The sequence below is a fragment of the Aquitalea sp. ASV15 genome (assembly GCF_016429115.1).
Classification (GTDB): domain Bacteria; phylum Pseudomonadota; class Gammaproteobacteria; order Burkholderiales; family Chromobacteriaceae; genus Aquitalea; species Aquitalea magnusonii.
Map to the genome: position 1 here is coordinate 24,250 of NZ_JAELTZ010000036.1, position 18,560 is coordinate 42,809.

Annotated in this window: 16 protein-coding genes and 1 pseudogene; 4 read left to right on the forward strand and 13 right to left on the reverse strand. The window is 62.5% G+C overall.

The window, feature by feature from the left end; genetic code table 11:
* Nucleotides 1-35: 35 nt before the first annotated feature.
* The 13 genes from murG to gatC all read right to left on the reverse strand — a co-directional run bounded on the left by murG (nucleotide 36) and on the right by gatC (nucleotide 14,800).
* Nucleotides 36-1,124: an undecaprenyldiphospho-muramoylpentapeptide beta-N-acetylglucosaminyltransferase gene (gene murG / locus JHD64_RS15195; RefSeq protein ID WP_059285670.1), complete on the reverse strand. Its 1,089-nt coding sequence runs from the start codon at nucleotides 1,122-1,124 to the stop codon at nucleotides 36-38.
* 5 nt (nucleotides 1,125-1,129) lie between these two features.
* On the reverse strand, nucleotides 1,130-2,287 hold the full coding sequence (ftsW, locus tag JHD64_RS15200; protein ID WP_110313051.1) for a putative lipid II flippase FtsW: 1,158 nt from the start codon (nucleotides 2,285-2,287) through the stop codon (nucleotides 1,130-1,132).
* A complete protein-coding gene (gene murD, locus JHD64_RS15205) occupies nucleotides 2,284-3,660 on the reverse strand; it encodes a UDP-N-acetylmuramoyl-L-alanine--D-glutamate ligase (protein ID WP_199053893.1) in 1,377 nt (458 codons plus the stop codon). The genes ftsW and murD overlap by 4 nt, the downstream gene beginning before the upstream one ends.
* A 12-nt stretch (nucleotides 3,661-3,672) precedes the next feature.
* Nucleotides 3,673-4,758 (reverse strand): phospho-N-acetylmuramoyl-pentapeptide-transferase, encoded by a 1,086-nt coding sequence (mraY, locus tag JHD64_RS15210; protein ID WP_059284704.1) that lies wholly within the window; start codon nucleotides 4,756-4,758, stop codon nucleotides 3,673-3,675.
* A gap of 1 nt (nucleotide 4,759) precedes the next feature.
* Nucleotides 4,760-6,136, reverse strand: a complete 1,377-nt coding sequence (gene murF / locus JHD64_RS15215; protein ID WP_199053895.1) for a UDP-N-acetylmuramoyl-tripeptide--D-alanyl-D-alanine ligase — start codon at nucleotides 6,134-6,136, stop codon at nucleotides 4,760-4,762.
* The gene (locus JHD64_RS15220) at nucleotides 6,133-7,611 is read right to left on the reverse strand and encodes a UDP-N-acetylmuramoyl-L-alanyl-D-glutamate--2,6-diaminopimelate ligase (protein ID WP_199053897.1); all 1,479 of its coding nucleotides are present in this window, start codon (nucleotides 7,609-7,611) and stop codon (nucleotides 6,133-6,135) included. Before JHD64_RS15220 ends, murF begins: the two co-directional genes overlap by 4 nt.
* Nucleotides 7,612-7,622: 11 nt before the next feature.
* Nucleotides 7,623-9,374, reverse strand: coding sequence for a penicillin-binding protein 2 (locus JHD64_RS15225; protein ID WP_059284567.1), 1,752 nt, complete (start codon nucleotides 9,372-9,374; stop codon nucleotides 7,623-7,625).
* A complete protein-coding gene (gene ftsL, locus JHD64_RS15230) occupies nucleotides 9,374-9,646 on the reverse strand; it encodes a cell division protein FtsL (protein ID WP_199053904.1) in 273 nt (90 codons plus the stop codon). Before ftsL ends, JHD64_RS15225 begins: the two co-directional genes overlap by 1 nt.
* Nucleotides 9,643-10,605: a 16S rRNA (cytosine(1402)-N(4))-methyltransferase RsmH gene (gene rsmH / locus JHD64_RS15235; protein ID WP_059284569.1), complete on the reverse strand. Its 963-nt coding sequence runs from the start codon at nucleotides 10,603-10,605 to the stop codon at nucleotides 9,643-9,645. The genes ftsL and rsmH overlap by 4 nt, the downstream gene beginning before the upstream one ends.
* Nucleotides 10,602-11,048 (reverse strand): division/cell wall cluster transcriptional repressor MraZ, encoded by a 447-nt coding sequence (gene mraZ, locus JHD64_RS15240; protein ID WP_059284570.1) that lies wholly within the window; start codon nucleotides 11,046-11,048, stop codon nucleotides 10,602-10,604. The genes rsmH and mraZ overlap by 4 nt, the downstream gene beginning before the upstream one ends.
* A 392-nt stretch (nucleotides 11,049-11,440) precedes the next feature.
* Nucleotides 11,441-12,868: an Asp-tRNA(Asn)/Glu-tRNA(Gln) amidotransferase subunit GatB gene (gene gatB, locus JHD64_RS15245; RefSeq protein ID WP_199053907.1), complete on the reverse strand. Its 1,428-nt coding sequence runs from the start codon at nucleotides 12,866-12,868 to the stop codon at nucleotides 11,441-11,443.
* A gap of 65 nt (nucleotides 12,869-12,933) precedes the next feature.
* Nucleotides 12,934-14,385, reverse strand: a complete 1,452-nt coding sequence (gene gatA, locus JHD64_RS15250; protein ID WP_199053909.1) for an Asp-tRNA(Asn)/Glu-tRNA(Gln) amidotransferase subunit GatA — start codon at nucleotides 14,383-14,385, stop codon at nucleotides 12,934-12,936.
* A 127-nt stretch (nucleotides 14,386-14,512) separates the two neighbouring features.
* Nucleotides 14,513-14,800, reverse strand: coding sequence for an Asp-tRNA(Asn)/Glu-tRNA(Gln) amidotransferase subunit GatC (gene gatC / locus JHD64_RS15255; protein WP_199053911.1), 288 nt, complete (start codon nucleotides 14,798-14,800; stop codon nucleotides 14,513-14,515).
* A gap of 306 nt (nucleotides 14,801-15,106) precedes the next feature.
* Between gatC and JHD64_RS15260 the strand changes: the two genes are divergently transcribed.
* The 4 genes and pseudogenes from JHD64_RS15260 to JHD64_RS15275 all read left to right on the forward strand — a co-directional run.
* Nucleotides 15,107-16,150 (forward strand): rod shape-determining protein, encoded by a 1,044-nt coding sequence (locus JHD64_RS15260; RefSeq protein ID WP_103522960.1) that lies wholly within the window; start codon nucleotides 15,107-15,109, stop codon nucleotides 16,148-16,150.
* Nucleotides 16,151-16,203: 53 nt separating this feature from the next.
* Nucleotides 16,204-17,109 (forward strand): rod shape-determining protein MreC, encoded by a 906-nt coding sequence (mreC, locus tag JHD64_RS15265; RefSeq protein ID WP_110313056.1) that lies wholly within the window; start codon nucleotides 16,204-16,206, stop codon nucleotides 17,107-17,109.
* 2 nt (nucleotides 17,110-17,111) lie between these two features.
* Nucleotides 17,112-17,615, forward strand: a complete 504-nt coding sequence (gene mreD / locus JHD64_RS15270; protein ID WP_059284574.1) for a rod shape-determining protein MreD — start codon at nucleotides 17,112-17,114, stop codon at nucleotides 17,613-17,615.
* Between the two features lie 3 nt (nucleotides 17,616-17,618).
* Nucleotides 17,619-18,560, forward strand: a pseudogene (locus JHD64_RS15275) (penicillin-binding protein 2); the annotation flags it as partial.

Here is an 18,560-nt window from a genome sequence, read left to right on the forward strand (position 1 = left end):
TTTCTCGTTGCTTCCGGCCGCTTGTGGCTGCCGTATTACTGTTCGTCTGCCAGGGCGGCGCACACATCGGCCACCCGGGCGGCCGCGCCCGGTCTGGCCAATGCACGGGCGTGGCTGGCTAGTTCCAGCAGACGGGGCCGGTCAAGACCGGCCAGCACGTCTGCCAGCTTTTGTGCTGTCAGTTCGCTTTGCGGCAGATGAATCGCCGCACCTGCTGCCGCCATCCACTTGGCGTTGTCGCGCTGATGCGCGGTGGTGGACACCACCAGCGGCACCAGAATGCTGGCCACACCAGCGGCGCACAGCTCGCTTACCGTAATGGCCCCGGCGCGGCAGATGATCAGGTCGCAATCGGCCAGGCGGCTGGGCATGTCATCGATAAACGGCAACAGCGTCACCTCCTGTTCCAGCCCGGCGGCACGATAGGCGGCCTGCACCTCGGCAAAGTTGGCTTCGCCAGTCTGGTGGGTCAGCTGCGGCCGCTGTGCTGCCGGCAACTGCGCCATTGCCTGCGGCAGGGTCTGGTTCAGCACCCGCGCCCCCAGGCTGCCACCCACCACCAGTACCCGCAGCGGGCCACTACGGCCTGCCATGCGCTGTGCCGGAGCGGGCAGGGCTTCGATTTCCTGGCGTACCGGATTGCCGGTCACCAGCGCCTTGGGACTGCTCTTGGCGGCGCTGCCGTCAAAACCGCACACCAGCTTGCGGGCAAACGGCAGCAATGCCTTGTTGCTCAGCAACAGGCTGGCATCGGCATTCACCAGCACCAGCGGCTTCCACAACAGGCCGCTCATCACCCCGCCCGGCAGGCAGACATAGCCGCCCATGCCCAGCACCACGTCCGGACGGTGACGGAACAACAGCTGTGCCGACCGCACAAAGGCGCCGCACAGTTGCAGCACACCCTTGAGCGAACCCAGCAGGCCCTTGCCACGCACGCCATGAAAAGCCAGCCGCTCCAGCGGAATGCCGGTGGGCGGCACCAGCTTGTTTTCCATGCCGCGCTCGGTACCCAGCCACACCACTTTCCAGCCGCGCTGTTGCAGCTCTTTGGCCACGGCAAGGCCGGGGACAATGTGTCCACCCGTACCGGCTGCCATTACCATGACCGTTCTGTTCGTCATCTTCATCAAACCTTGTAGCCGCGCATGATGCGGCGGTTTTCATAATCAACCCGCAGCAGTACGGCCATGGCTACCAGATTCATCAACATGGCCGAACCACCAAACGACATCAGCGGCAGGGTCAGGCCCTTGGTGGGCAACAGGCCCATGTTCACGCCGATGTTGAAAAACACCTGAATCCCCAGCCAGATGCCCATGCCCTGTGCCACCAGCGCCTGGAAAAAACGCTCCAGCTTTTTCGATTCCACGCCGATGTGAAACGCACGCCGTACAATCCAGGCATACAGGCCGATCACCACGCAGATGCCGACAAAGCCGAATTCTTCCGAAATTACCGCCATGATGAAGTCGGTGTGCGCCTCGGGCAGGTAGAACAGCTTTTCAATACTGGAGCCCAGCCCCACGCCATACCATTCGCCACGACCAATGGCGATCAGCGAGTGCGACAGCTGGTAGCCCTTGCCATACGGGTCATCCCACGGGTCCATGAAGCCCAGCACGCGCTTGAGCCGGTATGGCGAGGAAATGATCAGCAGCACGATGGCCACGGCCGCCATCACCGCCAGCCCGGAAAAAATGCGCATATTGATGCCGCCCAGGAACAGCACGCCCATGGCAATGGACATCACCACCATCAGCGCGCCGAAGTCCGGTTCGCGCAGCAACAGGAAGGCCACGGCCACCATGGCGGCGAACATCGGCGCAAAGCCTTCCTTGAGGCTGTGCAGCTTGTGGGTCTTGCGCACGGTGTAGTCAGCGGCATAGATCACCGTGGCGAATTTCATGATCTCGGACGGCTGCAGGTTCAGCACAAACAGGTTGATCCAGCGGCGCGAACCGTTCACCACCCGGCCAATGCCGGGCACCAGCACCAGTACCAGCAACACGATGCCCAGCAGGAACAGCTTGCCGGCGTACTTTTGCCAGATACGGGTGGGCACCTGGAACAGGATGTAAGAGGCACAGAGGCCGATCACCATGAAGATGATGTGACGGATCAGGTAGAAGTAGCGGTTTTGCGTGGCAGCATCGGCCTCGGCATAGGCAATCGACGCCGAATACACCATCACCAGACTGATGGACAGCAGCAGGGCCAGGGCCCAGGCCAATGCCTCGTCGAAGGGTTTGATGGCGGTGTAGCGGCGCGCCGAGTGCACGATCATGGCAGCCCCTTTCCGGATACGGCCTTGATCTGTGCCACGGTGTCGATGAACACCTGGGCGCGATGGGCGTAGTTGCGGAACATGTCCAGGCTGGCACAGGCCGGCGACAGCAGCACCACATCGCCCGGCTGGGCCAGCCTGGCGGCAAAGCGTGTGGCCTCTTCCAGCGTGGCGCAGTCGTGCAGCGGCACGCCGCTATCCGCCAGGGCGGTACGGATGCGGCCAGCATCGCGGCCAATCAGCAGCACAGCGCGGGCAATACGCTGGCAAGCCGGTGCCAGCGGGCTGAAATCCTGGCCCTTGCCATCGCCACCGGCAATCAGTACCACCTGGCGGGTCATGCCATTGAGGGCGGCCTCGGTGGCGCCGACATTGGTGCCCTTGGAATCGTCAATCCAGGCGATGCCATCAAATTCGTCCACCAGCTCCACGCGGTGCGCCAGGCCCTGGAAGCTTTGCAAGCCTTGCAGCAGGGCGGCACGGTCCAGTCCGATGCTGTCGCACAAGGCCAGCGCCGCCAGTGCATTGGCGGCATTGTGCAGGCCTTGCAGTTGCAGGCTGGCTTGCGGCAGCACGGCCTCGCCCTGCGCGCTCAGCCAGTATTGGCCGTCCTGCCGGGTGAGGCTGTATTCCACCGGCTGCTTGAGCGAGAACCACTTGACCTGATGGCCGGGGCGCACCATGGCCGGGGCCAGGATGTCGTCGCGGTTCAGCACCTGCACACCCAGGCCATTGAATACGGCGGTCTTGGCGTGGGCGTAGTCCAGCAGGTCGTTGTAGCGGTCCAGGTGGTCTTCGGAAATATTCAGCACGGTGGCGGCATCGGCCGCGAGGCTGTACGTGGTTTCCAGCTGGAAGCTGGACAGTTCCAGCACCCATACGTCCGGCTGCTTGCCGGACTGTTCGCGTTCCAGCAGGGTTTCCAGTACCGCCAGGCCGATATTGCCGGCGACAATGGTATCCAGCCCGGCCTGCTGGCATAGATGGCCCACCAGGCTGGTGACGGTGGTCTTGCCATTGGAACCAGTAATGGCAATCACCTTGCTGCCGCTGCCCTTGATGGCGCGGGCCAGCAGTTCCACATCGCCCACCACTTCGCCACCGGCACGGCGGAAAGCATCCACGGCCGGGTTCTTCAACGGTACGCCGGGGCTGAGCACCAGCATGTCGACACCGGCAAAGGTGCTGGCATCGAATGCGCCGACGCGCAGTTCGGCATCCGGCACATGGCGCTGCAATTCGGCCACGCGCTCGGGCGCGGGCTTGCTATCGGCCACCACCACGCGTGCACCGTGGGCCGCCAGATAGCGCGCGGCAGCCAGCCCCGAGCCTCCCAGCCCCACTACCGCGATGTGTCGATCAGCAAAGTCCATGAGCCCTGTTCCTTAACGCAATTTCAACGATGCCAGGCCAGCCAGCACCAGCATCATGGTGACAATCCAGAAACGCACCACCACCTGGGTTTCTTTCCAGCCCTTCAATTCGTAGTGGTGATGCAGCGGTGCCATGCGGAACACGCGCTTGCCGGTGAGCTTGAACGAGGTCACCTGGATCATCACCGACAGCGCTTCCATCACGAACAGGCCGCCCATGATGAACAGCACGATTTCCTGACGCACGATCACCGCCACGGTGCCCAGTGCCGCGCCCAGTGCCAGTGCGCCGACATCGCCCATGAATACCTGGGCCGGATAGGCGTTGAACCACAAAAAGCCCAGACAGGCGCCGCAGATGGCGGCGCAGAACACCACCACCTCATGCGCGCCGGGAATGAAGGGCAGGCCCAGATAACGGGAAAACACCACGTGGCCAGCCACATAGGCAAAGATCGACAGGCCGGAGGCCACCATCACCACCGGCAGTGCCGCCAGACCATCCAGACCGTCGGTCAGGTTGACCGCATTCGAGGTACCGACGATCACCAGATAGGTCAGCACGCAAAAGCCCACCACGCCCAGCGGATAGGCCACGGTCTTGAAGAAGGGCACGATGAATTCGGTGGAGGCCGGCAGCTTGGCGGTGGCGATCAGGAAGATGCCCGCGGCAATGGCGATGGTGGATTGCCATACCATCTTGAATTTGGCCGACACCCCTTTCGGGTCCTTGTACACCACCTTGCGCCAGTCGTCGTAAAAGCCCAGCGCGCCGGTGCCCAGCATCACCGCCAGCAGCAGCCAGACGTATTTGTTGGACAGGTCAGCCCACAGCAGGGTGGTGATGGTGATGGACAGCAGGATCAGCGAACCGCCCATGGTCGGCGTTCCGGCCTTGACCAGATGGCTTTGCGGGCCGTCGTTGCGCACCGCCTGGCCGACTTTCAGTTCGGTCAGCTTGCGGATGACCCACGGCCCCAGCAGCAGCGAGATGGTCAGCGAAGTCAGCGCTGCCATCACCGCCCGCAGGGTGACGTAGAACACAACGTTAAAGGTCCGGATATGAGAACCCAGCAATTCAGCTAGCCAGAGCAGCACCTTACACTCCCTCTTCTTGTTGTTTTGCGGTCGTCAGGTGTTCCACCACCCGTTCCATACGCATGAAGCGCGAACCCTTCACCAGCACTGAGGCTCCCGCTTGCAAATTGGCGCCCAGCCAGCTGGCCAGCGCCGTGAAATCATCAAAACTGTGCGCGCCCTCGCCATAGGCGGCCGCGGCGTGATGGCTGAGCTCGCCCAGCGTCACCAGTTGGGCAATGCCGCGTAGGCGGGCGTGTTCACCCACTTCGCGATGCAGTTGCACGGCCGACTCGCCCAGTTCGCCGATATCGCCCATGACAAAGCAGTGCGGTGCCGGCAGGCGGGCCAGTACATCGATGCCGGCTTTCATCGAATCCGGATTGGCGTTGTAGCTGTCGTCGATCACCACGCCACCATGCAGGCCGGTTTTCTGCTGCAGACGGCCCTTGGCATTGCCGAACACCGCCAGACCGGCAGCAATGGCCGCCAGCGGCACGTCCAGCGCCAGCGCCATGGCGGCGGCAGCCAGCGCATTGCGTACATTGTGTTCGCCCGGTGCCGGCAGGCTGATGGCTTGCTCACCCTGCGGGCAGCACAGGATGAACTGGCTATCCAGCGCCTGCAGGCTGATGTCGCGCGCACGGATGTCCGCTGGCTGTTGCAAGCCGAAGCTGCATTGCCGATGACTGCCGGCAGCGGCGCGGAACAGCGCAATATTGGCGTCGTCGGCATTGACGATGGCCACACCACCCGCCTGCAGGCCGGAGAAGATTTCCGCCTTGGCGCGGGCCACATCGGTGGTATCGGCGAAATAACCGATATGCGCGCGCATGGCATTGTTGACCAGCGCCACTTGCGGCCGGGCCAGGCTGCTCAGATAAGTCAGCTCGCCGTGATGGTTCATGCCCATTTCCAGCACCGCATAGCGATGGGCGGGCTTCAGCCCCAGCAGGGTGAGCGGCAGGCCGATGTCGTTATTGAAGTTGCCGGCAGTGGCATGCACGGCGGCATCTCCGGCATGGGCCTTGAGAATGGCGGTGAGCATTTCCTTGACCGTGGTCTTGCCATTGGAGCCGGTGATGCCCACCCGCACGGCAGGCAGGGCGGCAGCCCAGCCGGCAGCCAGACGGCCCAGCGCCAGCCGGGTGTCGTCCACCTTGATCAGGCTGGCAGCTTCCAGTGCAAAACCTTCGTCTACCAGCGCAGCAAGCGCACCGCGCGCCAGTACATCGGCCACGAAATCGTGGGCATCGAAGCGCTCGCCCTTGAGCGCGACAAACAGATCGCCCGGCTGCACGGCGCGGCTGTCGGTGACCACGCGGGCCAGACGCGCCGATCCGTCGCCACCCACCAGGATGCCGCCAGCCAGTTGCGCCGCCTGTTGCAGGGTCATCATGCCTGGTCTCCCCAGGCCGTCAGCGCTTCTTCGGCGATGCGGAAATCGGAGAAGGGGTGCTTGACCCCGGCGATGTCCTGGTATTCCTCATGGCCCTTGCCGGCAATCAGTACGATGTCGCCGGCCTGGGCGCGGCTGACTGCCCAGTGAATGGCGGCAGCGCGGTCCAGCTCGACATGGCCCGGATGACTCATGCCGGCCAGGATGTGGTCGACGATGGTTTGCGGATTTTCGGTACGCGGGTTGTCGCTGGTGACGACGGCGACATCGGCGATGCGCTCGGCGATCGCCCCCATCATCGGGCGCTTGCCCGGATCGCGGTCGCCACCGCAGCCGAACACGCAGTACAGGCGGCTGCCGGCCGGACGGATGTCGGCCAGCGTGGCCAGTGCCTTTTCCAGCGCATCCGGGGTGTGGGCATAGTCGATCACCACCAGCGGTTCGTGGCTGCCGCCTATGCTTTGCATGCGGCCACGCGCCGGCTGGATGCGTGCCATCACCGCGGCGGCATCGGCCAGGCTGATGCCGTTGACGCACAGCGTGGCCAGACAGGCCAGCAGATTGCTGGCATTGAAGCGGCCCACCAGGCCGGTGCGTACTTCCACCTCACCCCAGGGTGTAGTCACCTGCAACTGCAGGCCGTCCAGATTGGCCGTCAGGCTGAGCGGCCGCACATCGCCCTGGGTCAGTCCGTAGCTGACTACCTGCGTCTGTCTGGCATCAATCTCCTGTACCAGCTGGCGGCCAAACGGGTCGTCCACATTGATGACAGCGTGCTTGAGGCCCTCCCAGTGGAACAGCTTGGCCTTGGCCGCGCCGTAGGCTTCCATGCTGCCGTGGTAGTCCAGATGGTCACGGGTCAGGTTGGTGAATACCGCGGTGGCAAAGCTCACGCCATTGACACGCGACTGGTCCAGCCCATGGCTGGACACTTCCATGGTCACCACATGTGCGCCCTGGCGGCGGTATTCCGCCAGCTTTTGCTGCACGGTGACCGGGTCCGGCGTGGTGTGGGTGGTTTCGGTCAGTTCGCCATAAAAACCATTGCCCACGGTGCCGATCAGCGCGGCTTTCTGCCCCAGCAGCGAAAACGCCTGCGCCAGCCAGTGGGAAATCGAGGTCTTGCCATTGGTGCCGGTAATGCCGATCACCGTCATCGCCAGGCTGGGCTGGCCATAGACATGCGCCGCCACCATGCCGGCGCGTTCGCGCAGCGCCGGCACCGGCAGGTTGGGCAGGGTCCAGTCCGGATTCCAGGCAAATCCGTCAGCGTTGTCCCATAGCACGGCTGCCGCGCCTTTTTCCAGCGCAGCAGGAATGAAGTCGCGGCCATCAGCATACTCACCGTGGCAGGCCAGGAAGACATCTCCGGGTAGCACACGGCGGCTGTCAGCCTCGACCCGTTTGATGGGGAGGCCCAGCTGGTTCAGTTGTGCCGGATCCCAGTCCGGCAAGCTTGTCAGGCGACTTTTCATGTTCTGTTTCTTTAAAAATCCGCAGGGACCGGGGTCGAGTCCGGCAGCAAGCTGTTGTTGGACGGCTCGTCCGGCTGCACATTCAGCACGCGCAGCGCGCCGCCAGCCACCTGGGAAAACACCGGCGCGGAAATGGCACCGCCGTAGTATTTGCCGGCCGTGGGCTCATCGATCATCACCGCCACGATCAATCGTGAGCTCTTGCCCGGGGCAAAACCGATGAACAGGGCGCGGTGCTTGTTGGCCACATAGGTACGGCCTTCCAGCTTGCGCGCGGTGCCGCTCTTGCCGCCGATGCTGTAACCGATGATGCGGCCACCGACAGCGCCACCACCCGGTTCGCTATTGGCTACCAGCAGGTCGTGCATTTCATGCGCGGTTTTTTCGCTCAGCACGCGCTTGCCGGGCATGGGGGTGCTGGTCTTGTACAGCGAGATAGGCAGCATCACGCCGTCATTGGTGAAAATGGTATAAGCCCGCGCCATCTGCAGCAGGCTGACCGACACGCCATAGCCGAAAGACATGGTGGCCTGCTCGATGGGTCGCCAGCTTTTCCAGTCACGCAAGCGCCCGGCCGCCTCGCCGGGGAAGCCGGTATTGGGCGCACGGCCAAAGCCCAGTGAATCGTAATAAGTCCAGAAATCTTGTGGCGAGCTCAGCAGCGCCAGCTTGCTGGTGCCCACGTTGGAGGATTTCTGGATGATGCCCAGAATGTTCAGGCTGGGCTGGGCCGATACGTCGCGGATGGTGGCGGGACCGATCATGTAGCTGTGGGTGTCCAGCACGGTGTTGACGTTGGCCTTGCCGTGTTCCAGTGCCAGCGAGATCGACAGCGGCTTCATGGTGGAGCCGGGTTCGAACAGGTCGATCACCGCCCGGTTGCGCAGCATTTCCGGCGTGGTGCCGACCCGGTTGTTGGGATTGAACGAGGGGTAGTTGGCCAGCGCCAGCAGTTCGCCGGTCTTGGCATCCAGTACCACCACGCTGCCTGCCTTGGCCTTGTTCTCTTCCACCGCGGCCTTGATTTCGCGATAAGCCAGGTACTGGATGCGATGATCCACGGCCAGCGCCAGGGTCTGGCCATCGCGCGGCGGCTCGATGGCGGCCACATCCTCGATGATGTGACCACGACGATCCTTGATCACCACGCGGCGGCCATCCTTGCCGGACAGCATTTTCTCACGCGCCAGCTCCACGCCTTCCTGGCCTTTGCCGTCCACCCCGGTGAAGCCGATGATGTGGGAGATGATCTCGCCAGCCGGATAGAAACGGCGGTATTCCTGCTGCTTGGCAATGCCGGGGATGCCCAGGGCCATCACCTTGTCCGCCACTTCCGGATTGATCTGACGCTTGATGTAGACGAATTCTTTCTTGCGGTCGGACAGCTTGGTGGCCAGTTCTTCCGGCGACATGTCCAGCAGCTTGCCCAGCTCGCGCAGCTTGGCCGGCGGCACCGGCTCCATGTCGGCCGGGCTGGCCCAGATGGTCTGCACCGGCGAACTGATGGCCAGCGGTTCGCCATTGCGATCGGTGATCACCCCGCGGTTGGCCTCCAGCGTCATCGCCCGGCGGAAACGCGCCTCACCCTGGCCTTGCAGGAAGTCCTGCTGCACCACTTGCAGGTAAATGGCCCGGCCAATCAGCGCCAGGAACAGCATGCCCAGCATCACCAGTACAAAACGCACACGCCCTGCCGTCATTTTCAGGGCAGGGCTGGCATCGGCAAGACGTTCACGCTGATGGGCGGAGTAGCTGGTGCGCATCAGGCACCTCCCCGCGCAGAAAGCACCTGGATCTGTCGCGGATCCGGCGTGTGCATGCCCAACCGTGTGCTGGCAGCCTTTTCAATCACCGCGTGGGCACCCCAGGTACTTTGCTCGAGCTGCAGCTGGCCGAATTCCACTTCCAGCTGCTGGGCGGATTTCTGCTCTTTCTGCAGGTCGCTGTACAGCCTGCGCGATACGTGCTGCGAGGTGACCACCGACCAGGCGGACACCACGACCAGCACCAGAAGGATCGCGCACAGACGGTTCATGCATCCCCCTCGCGCCACGGCGCGGCGGTGCGTTCGGCGATACGCATGATGGCACTGCGCGAACGGGCGTTTTCACGCACCTCTTCCTCGCTGGCGCGCACCGGCTTGCCCACGGTTTCCAGCGGCGGCCGCGCCATGTCGTCGGCACGCACCATGACCCAGCTGGGCAGCTTTTCCACGCTGCTGGCATCACGCAGGTATTGCTTGACGATACGGTCTTCCAGCGAGTGGAAGCTGATGATGGCCAGCCGGCCGCCTTCAGCCAGATGACGGGCTGCTTGCGGCAATACCGCCTTCAGCTCGTCCAGCTCGCGGTTCACAAAGATCCGGATCGCCTGGAAGGTCCGCGTGGCTGGGTCCTGACCCGGTTCCCGAGTACGGACGTTTTGCCCAACGAGCAGGGCGAGCTCACGCGTGGTCTGGATGGGAGCGAGCTCCCGTTGCGCAACAATGGCTGCTGCGATCTTGCGAGCAAACCGCTCTTCACCATAAGTCTTGATGACCTCTTTGATTTCGTCTTCTTCCGCAGTGGCCAGCCACTGCGCGGCAGTGATGCCGCGGGTGGTGTCCATGCGCATGTCCAGCGGCGCGTCGAAGCGGAAACTGAAGCCGCGACGCCCGTCGTCGATCTGTGGCGAGGACACGCCCAGATCCATCAATACACCGTCCACCACGGCCACGCCCAGACGGGCCAGCTCCTGACCCAGGGTCTCGAAACCGTTGTGAACAATGGTAAAACGACTGTCTTCTGCCGCCAGCTTCTCCGCTTCGGCAATGGCTTCCAGATCCTTGTCGAAGGCAATCAGGCGGCCATGCGGCCCCAGCTGCGACAGGATGAGCCGGCTGTGGCCACCGCGACCGAAGGTGCAGTCCACATACACGCCATCAGGCTTGATGGCGAGCGCGGCTACAGCTTCGGCTAGCAGCACCGTGCGGTGCACGTACGGGGTGGAACTCACAGGGTAAAGTCTCCAAGATGTTGTGCCAGATCGGCTTGGTCGATGGCCAGTGCTTCCGTGGTCTGGCTGTCCCATTCCTCGGCATTCCACAGCTCGAAGCGGTTGCCCATGCCGACCAGTGCCACGTCCTTGTCCAGACCGACCAGTTCGCGCAGGCGGGAAGGCAGCAGGATGCGTCCGGCGCTGTCCATTTCCAGCGTTTCTGCGTGGCCAAGCACGAGGCGCTGGTAGCGTTTCAGCGTGGGATTGCCGGTGGGAAGTGCAAGCAGGCGGGCTTCGACCGGACGCCAGTTGGGTTCGGGGTAAATCAGCAGATGGTCGGGTGATTCGAGGGTGACGACCAGCTTGTGGCCAAACGCGGACAGCAGTGTCTCACGGTGTCTGGCCGGAATGGCCAAACGACCCTTGCTATCAAGAGAGACAATACTGACGCCGCCGATCATGAGCTGGACACCACCGCTGAAAGTTGAGGGGCCGTCGCCCCACATTTACCCACTTCACCCCACTTTTCGCCACTATAAGAAAGAACTTCACCACGGTCAACATCACTCGGCGCTAATTCACCTTTTGCGACAATGACTTAGCGACAGCCTCAAAAAGCGCTTTCCGTGTCAAATCAGTGGGTTAATACCGGCAGTCAAAGTGAGCTGTGAGCTGAAATGGTGCGGGAAGACAACACAATGATTTTTCATGACAATCAAATGCACGGCCGTCGCCAGTCTGCAAAAAAAGCCGGCCCGCAGTTGAAATTGCCTATTTAAACTGCAAAAACAGAACGGCATGCTGCCGCATGCCGTTCGCTCAACACCGCCGCCAGGGGGTGGCGGCGGCTGGATCAGGCCAGTTTCTGCTTCAGGATGTCCTGCACCTGAGCCGGATTGGCCTTGCCCTTGGAAGCCTTCATCACCTGACCGGCCAGCGCATTGAGCGCCTTTTCCTTGCCGGCACGGTATTCCTCCACCGCCTTGGGATTGGCGGCGATGGCTTCTTCCACCATCTTCTCGATGGCACCGACGTCGGACACCTGTTTCAGGCCATCACGCTCGATGATGGCATCGGCGGACAAGTCGCTCTCCCACAAGGCATCGAACACCTGCTTGGCCAGCTTGCTGGACAGAGTGTTGTCGGCAATGCGCTGGATCAGGCCAGTCAGACGCTCGGCGGCAATCGGACATTCGTCAATATCCTTGCCTTCGCGGTTCAGCCGGGCGGCGATTTCACCATTCACCCAGTTGGCCGCCAGCTTGCCCTGGCCCGAGGCCTGGGCCACCGCTTCGAAGTATTCCGCCGTGGCGCGGCTGCCGGTCAGCAGCGCGGCATCGTAAGACGACACGCCGAAGGCTTCGACAAAGCGGGCTTTCATGGCGGCCGGCAGTTCCGGCATTTCGCTGCGGATGCGTTCGATCTGCTCGTCGGCAATGCGTACCGGCAGCAGGTCCGGATCGGGGAAGTAGCGATAGTCGTGCGCGTCTTCCTTGCTGCGCATCATGCGGGTTTCGCCGCTGTCCGGGTCGAACAGCACGGTGGCCTGCTCCACGCGGCCGCCATCTTCCAGGGTGTCGATCTGCCACTGGATTTCATACTTGATGGCCTGCTCCAGGAAGCGGAAGGAGTTGAGGTTCTTGATTTCGCGGCGGGTGCCGAATTCCTGCTGGCCGAACGGGCGCACGGAGACGTTGGCATCCACGCGGAAGCTGCCTTCCTGCATATTGCCATCGCAAATGCCCAGCCACATCACCAGGCTGTGCAGGGCGCGGGCATAGGCCACGGCTTCCTCCGGCGAGCGCATGTCCGGCTCGGACACCACTTCCAGCAGCGGGGTGCCGGCACGGTTGAGGTCGATGCCAGTCATGCCGCTGAAGTCTTCATGCAGCGATTTGCCGGCATCTTCTTCCATGTGGGCGCGGGTCAGCTTGACCAGCTTTTCTTCTTCGCCCACCAGAATCGGCAGCGCGCCGCCTTCGACAATCGGCAGCTCCATCTGGCTGATCTGATAGCCCTTGGGCAGATCGGGGTAGAAGTAGTTTTTGCGCGCAAACACGTTCTTCTGGTTGATTTTCGAACCCAAAGCCAGGCCCAGGCGGATGGCTTTTTCCACCACCGCCTTGTTCAGTACCGGCAGTACGCCGGGAAAGGCCAGTTCCACGGCCGAAGCCTGGGTGTTCGGCTCGGCACCAAAGGCGGTGCTGGTGCCGGAAAAAATCTTGGTAGCGGTGTTGAGCTGCACATGCACCTCAAGACCGATGACGACTTCCCATTTCATCGCGGAGAAATCCTTTTGCTATGCCGACAGGGACGGACGCTGCGCCGCCCCCGCTACGGTCTTGATTACAGGGCGGGGGCGCGGGTGTGCCAGTCGGTGGCCAACTGGAACTGGTGCGCCACATTCAGCATTTTTGCTTCGCCAAAATAGTTGCCGATGATCTGCAGACCCACCGGGCGGCCACGGCGGTCGAAACCGGCCGGCACGCTCATGCCGGGCAGGCCGGCCAGGTTGACCGACAGGGTGTAGATGTCGGACAGATACATCTGCACCGGATCGCCGGATTTCTCACCGATATTGAAGGCGGCAGTCGGTGCCACCGGCCCCAGGATGACGTCGCACTGCTCAAACGCGGCCTTGAAATCGTTGGCAATCAGGCGGCGGATTTTCTGCGCCTTCAGGTAGTAGGCATCGTAATAGCCGTGCGACAGTACATAGCTGCCTACCAGAATGCGGCGCTTGACCTCGGCGCCAAAGCCTTCGGCACGGGTCTTTTCATACATGTCCACCAGGTCTTTGTACTCGGCGGCGCGATGGCCGTAGCGTACGCCATCGTAACGCGACAGATTGGTGGAGGCTTCGGCCGGGGCAATCACGTAGTAGGCCGGGATGGACAGCTCGGTATTGGGCAGGCTGATCTCCACCACCTGCGCGCCCTGTTTTTTCAGCTCGGCCACCGCGTCTTCGATCACCTTGGCCACGTCGGCATCCAGACCGTCGGCAAAGTACTCGCGCGGCAGGCCCACGCGCAAACCGGACAGCGGCTGGTTCAGCTCGCGGGTGTAGTCTTCGCGCGCACGTTCCAGGCTGGTGGAGTCACGCTCATCGAAACCGGCCATCACGTTCAGCATCAGCGCGCAGTCTTCGGCGGTCTGGGCAATCGGGCCGCCTTGATCCAGCGAGGAGGCATAGGCCACCATGCCGTAGCGCGACACCACACCATAAGTCGGCTTGATGCCGGTCACACCGCAGTGGCTGGCCGGCTGGCGGATGGAGCCGCCAGTATCGGTGGCGGTGGCCACCGGGGTCAGGCGCGCAGCGACAGCAGCAGCGGAACCACCGGACGAGCCGCCCGGAATGGCGTTCAGGTCCCACGGGTTTTTCACCGCACCGTAGTAGCTGTTTTCATTGGACGAGCCCATGGCGAATTCGTCCATATTGGCGCGGCCCAGCGTCACCAGGCCGGCGGCATGGCACTGCTCCACCACATGCGCGCTGTAAGGCGAGATGAAGTTGTCCAGCATCTTCGAGCCGCAGCTGGTTTTCCAGCCCTGCTGGCAGAAGATGTCCTTGTGCACCATCGGCACGCCGGTGAGCAGGCCGGCCTGGCCAGCAGCACGGGCGGCGTCGGCGGCAGCGGCATCGGCCAGGGTGCGGGCGCGGTCCACGGTGATGAAGGCGTTCAGCTGCGGGTTCAGCGCCTCGATGCGGTCGAGGTAGTGCGTGGCCAATTCCACGCTCGACACCTCGCCCGCCGCCAGTTGTTGCGACAGTTGCTTGAGGGTGGCGTTCGTCATTTTGTCTTGATATCCGGTTAAGCTGGGATCAGTGAGCGGGTGTGCCTGCCATGGCAGGCCGGCAGCACGAGGGCGGAAAAAAGCCATTCCCCAACGGGAACCATCCAAAACCGTGCTGCTCTGAAACTCACTCGATCACCTTGGGAACGAGGAACAGGCCCTTTTCCACCTGCGGGGCGACCGCTTGAAACGCCTCGCGCTGGTTGGTCTGGGTCACGATGTCTTCACGCAGACGCAGGCTTACATCCTGCGGATGGGCCATCGGTTCGATGCCATCGGTGTTGACGGCCTGCATCTTCTCGATCAGGCCAAAAATATTGTTAAGCTGGTTGCCAACCTCGGCGATTTCTTCATCGCTTACGTTGATGCGGGCAAGCTTGGCAATCCGCGCGACATCCTGGTGGGTCAGAGACATGGCGTCCTCGTTAAAACCTTTAATATTTCAAGCTTTATAGGGTATCATAACGGGTTTGATTCTCCCAAGATCGACATCACACTTCGCACCATGAATCCTGCTGCCGGGCTAGGGTTTTCTGCCAGCCGGCCTTGCTGTTTATTTATGCGAGGTGATGCAACAATGATGTCCCCCGGAAGGCCGCCGTCCGCCGCCTCAGGCCAGCCTGGGCGTGCGCTGCGACGGGAACCGGGAACCCAAGCCCATGCAAGAATTTGCCGGACGCGCATCGCGCCCGACTGACGGAAACTGAACCAGGACCGCCCAATGTTTCGTTCGCTCACCGGATACTTCTCCAACGACCTTGCCATCGACCTTGGCACGGCCAACACCCTCATTTACATGCGTGGCAAGGGCATCGTGCTTGACGAACCATCCGTGGTCGCCATTCACAGCGATGTGCCCACCAACAAGAAATCCATCCTGGCCGTCGGCCTGGAAGCAAAGCGCATGCTGGGACGTACTCCGGGCTCCATCCAGGCCATTCGTCCGATGAAGGATGGCGTGATCGCCGACTTCACCGTCACCGAGCAGATGCTCAAGCAGTTCATCAAGAAGGTGAACCCCAACCGCTTCTTTGCTGCCAGCCCGCGCATCGTGATCTGCGTGCCCTGCGGCTCCACCCAGGTGGAACGCAAGGCGATCCGCGATTCCGCCCTGGCCGCCGGTGCGCGCCGCGTGGAGCTGATCGAAGAGCCGATGGCCGCCGCCATCGGTGCCGGCCTGCCGGTAGAGGAGCCGACCGGCTCCATGGTGGTGGACATCGGTGGCGGCACCACCGAGGTGGGCGTGATCTCGCTGGGTGGCGTGGTGTATTCCAACTCGGTACGCGTGGGCGGTGACAAGTTCGACGAAGCCATCATCAATTACATTCGCCGCAACTACGGCATGCTGATTGGCGAAACCACCGCCGAAGAAATCAAGAAAACCATCGGCTCGGCCTTCCCCGGTGCCGAAGTGCGTGAAATGGAAGTCAAGGGCCGCAACCTGGCCGAAGGCATTCCGCGCGCCTTCACCGTGTCGTCCAATGAAATCCTGGAAGCGCTGACCGAACCCCTGAACCAGATCGTTTCCGCCGTGAAGATCGCGCTGGAACAGACGCCGCCGGAACTGGGTGCCGACATTGCCGACAAGGGCATGGTACTGACCGGTGGTGGTGCGCTGCTCAAGGACATCGACCGCCTGCTGGCCGAAGAAACCGGTCTGCCGGTATTCGTGGCCGAAGAACCGCTGACCTGCGTGGTACGCGGCTCGGGCAAGGCGCTGGAAAAGATGGACAAGATCGGCACCATCTTCACCAACGTACCCTGATTCTTCCCTAAACGGACCTGCGGCTGCCCCGTCAAGGGGCGGCATACCGCCTGATGGACTTCGCCAACACCCCCAGCTTTTTCCGCTCCGGGCCCAAGCCTGGCACGCGCCTGCTTCTCTGTGCCCTGGCTTCCATCGCACTCCTGGTGGGCGACAGCCGCTATGGGCTGATGGAGCAGGCTCGCGACGGCATGTCGCTGGTGCTGTATCCGCTGCAGCGCGCCGTCAACCTGCCACTGGGCTTGGTGCGCCATGTCAGCGACTACTTTACCGTGCAGGCCGATCTCAAAAGCGAAAACGACCAGTTGCGCACGCGCCAGCTGGAAATGTCGGCCCGGCTGGCCCGGCTGGAAACACTGGAGCGCGAGCTGAACGAGCTGCGCAGCCTGAATGCCATCAAGGCCAGCCGCAATGATGCCGCCCAGCTGGCCGAAACGCTGTATACCGGGCGCGACCCCTTTTCGTACAAGATCATCATCGACAAGGGTGCCGACGCCCATCTGCAGCCGGGGCAGCCGGTGGTGGACGGCCGTGGCCTGCTGGGGCAGATCACCCGCGTGCAGCCGCTGACCGCCGAAGTGTCGCTGATCATCGACAAGAACCAGATGGTGCCGGTGATGATTGCCCGTACCGGCGAACGCGCCATCCTGTACGGCTATGGCGGCGGCGTGGAAATCCGCTATCTGCCGCTGCATGCCGATGTGCGTGAAAACGACATGGTGGTGACCTCGGGCATCGACGGCCTGTATCAGGAAGGGACGCCGGTGGCGCGGGTCAGCAAGGTGGAACGCAATGCCGGCGCGGCTTTCAGCCGCATCACCACCGAGCCGGTGGCTGGCGTGCAGCAAACCCGTTTCGTGCTGGTACTGCAGCAAAAGGGCCAGACGCCGCCGCGTCCGGCCGAGCCGGTTGTGCCGGTGAAAAAGACCAAGGGCAAAAAGCCCGCCGATTCGGAGTAAGCATGTCGTTCGACCGTCCCAAGGAATTGCTCAAGCCGGTCAAGCGCCGCTTCATTTTCATGACCCTGCTGCTGGCGGTGCTGGTGGAAATGATTCCGCTGCCGCATGGCTCAACCCGCTGGCTGCCCGACTTCATCAGCCTGGTGCTGCTGTACTGGCTGATCAACCAGCCGCGCCGGGTCAATGTCGGCATCGCCTTCCTGATGGGGCTGGTGGCCGACATCGCCACCGCCGGCATGCTGGGACAGCATGCACTGGCCTATTCCACCACCGCTTATCTGGCACTCAGCCGCCAGCGCCAGCTGGTGATGTTCAATCTGGGCCAGCAAGCCCTGGCCGTACTCGGGCTGATGCTGTGCAACCAGAGCATCATGGTGGTGGCACGCATGCTCAGCGGCTCGGCCTTTGTCGGCTGGAGCTATTTCCTGCCGCCCTTGATCGGCGCGCTGTTGTGGCCGCTGCTGACCAAGCTGCTGTTGCTGCCTTACCGTCATCATTCGGTGTAAGACGTGCGCCCTACCCGCTTCAAGAATCCGCAGGCTGAAGACGGCCAGTTCCAGCTTCGGCTGATCGTGGCCTATTGCTTCATGCTGCTGATGTTCTGCATCCTGATTGCCCGTTTTGTTTGGCTGCAGGTCTACCAGTACGAGCACTTTGCCACGCTGGCACAGAACAACCGCATCTCCCTGCTGCCCATCCTGCCCAACCGCGGCCTGATCATGGACCGCAACGGGGTGATCCTGGCGCAAAACTACTCGGCCTACACGCTGGAACTGGTGCCCAGCAAGATGCCGGACATGAACGCCACCATTGCCGAGCTGGCCAAGCTGGTGAACATCACGCCGCGTGACGAGAAGCTGTTCCGGAAACTGCTGGCCGAGTCCAAGGATTTCGAATCCATCCCGCTCAAGGTCAAGCTCACCGAGGAGGAAGCCGCCCGCGTGGCCGCCAATGCCTGGCGCTATCCCGGCGTCGAGGTCAAGGCCCGCCTGTTCCGCGACTACCCCTACAAGGAACTCACCAGCCATGTGCTGGGCTATATCGGCCGCATCAACCAGAAAGACCAGGAGCGGCTGGACGACGAAGATAAAACCACCAATTACAAAGGCAGCAATTACATCGGCAAAACCGGCCTGGAAGCGGTGTACGAGGATGACCTGCACGGCCAGGTGGGTTTCGAGGAAGTGGAAACCGACTCCGGCGGCCGCGCCATCCGCAGCCTGCGCCGCACGCCGCCGGTGAATGGCAATAATCTCAAGCTGGCGCTGGACATCCGCCTGCAGGAAGTGGCCGACAAGCTGTTCGGCAACCGCCGTGGCGCACTGGTGGCCATCGACCCGCAAAGCGGCGGCGTGCTGGCCTTTCTGTCCAAGCCGGGCTTCGACCCCAATCTGTTCATCGACGGTATCGACAGCCAAAGCTGGGCCGCGCTCAACAACGACTGGCAAAAG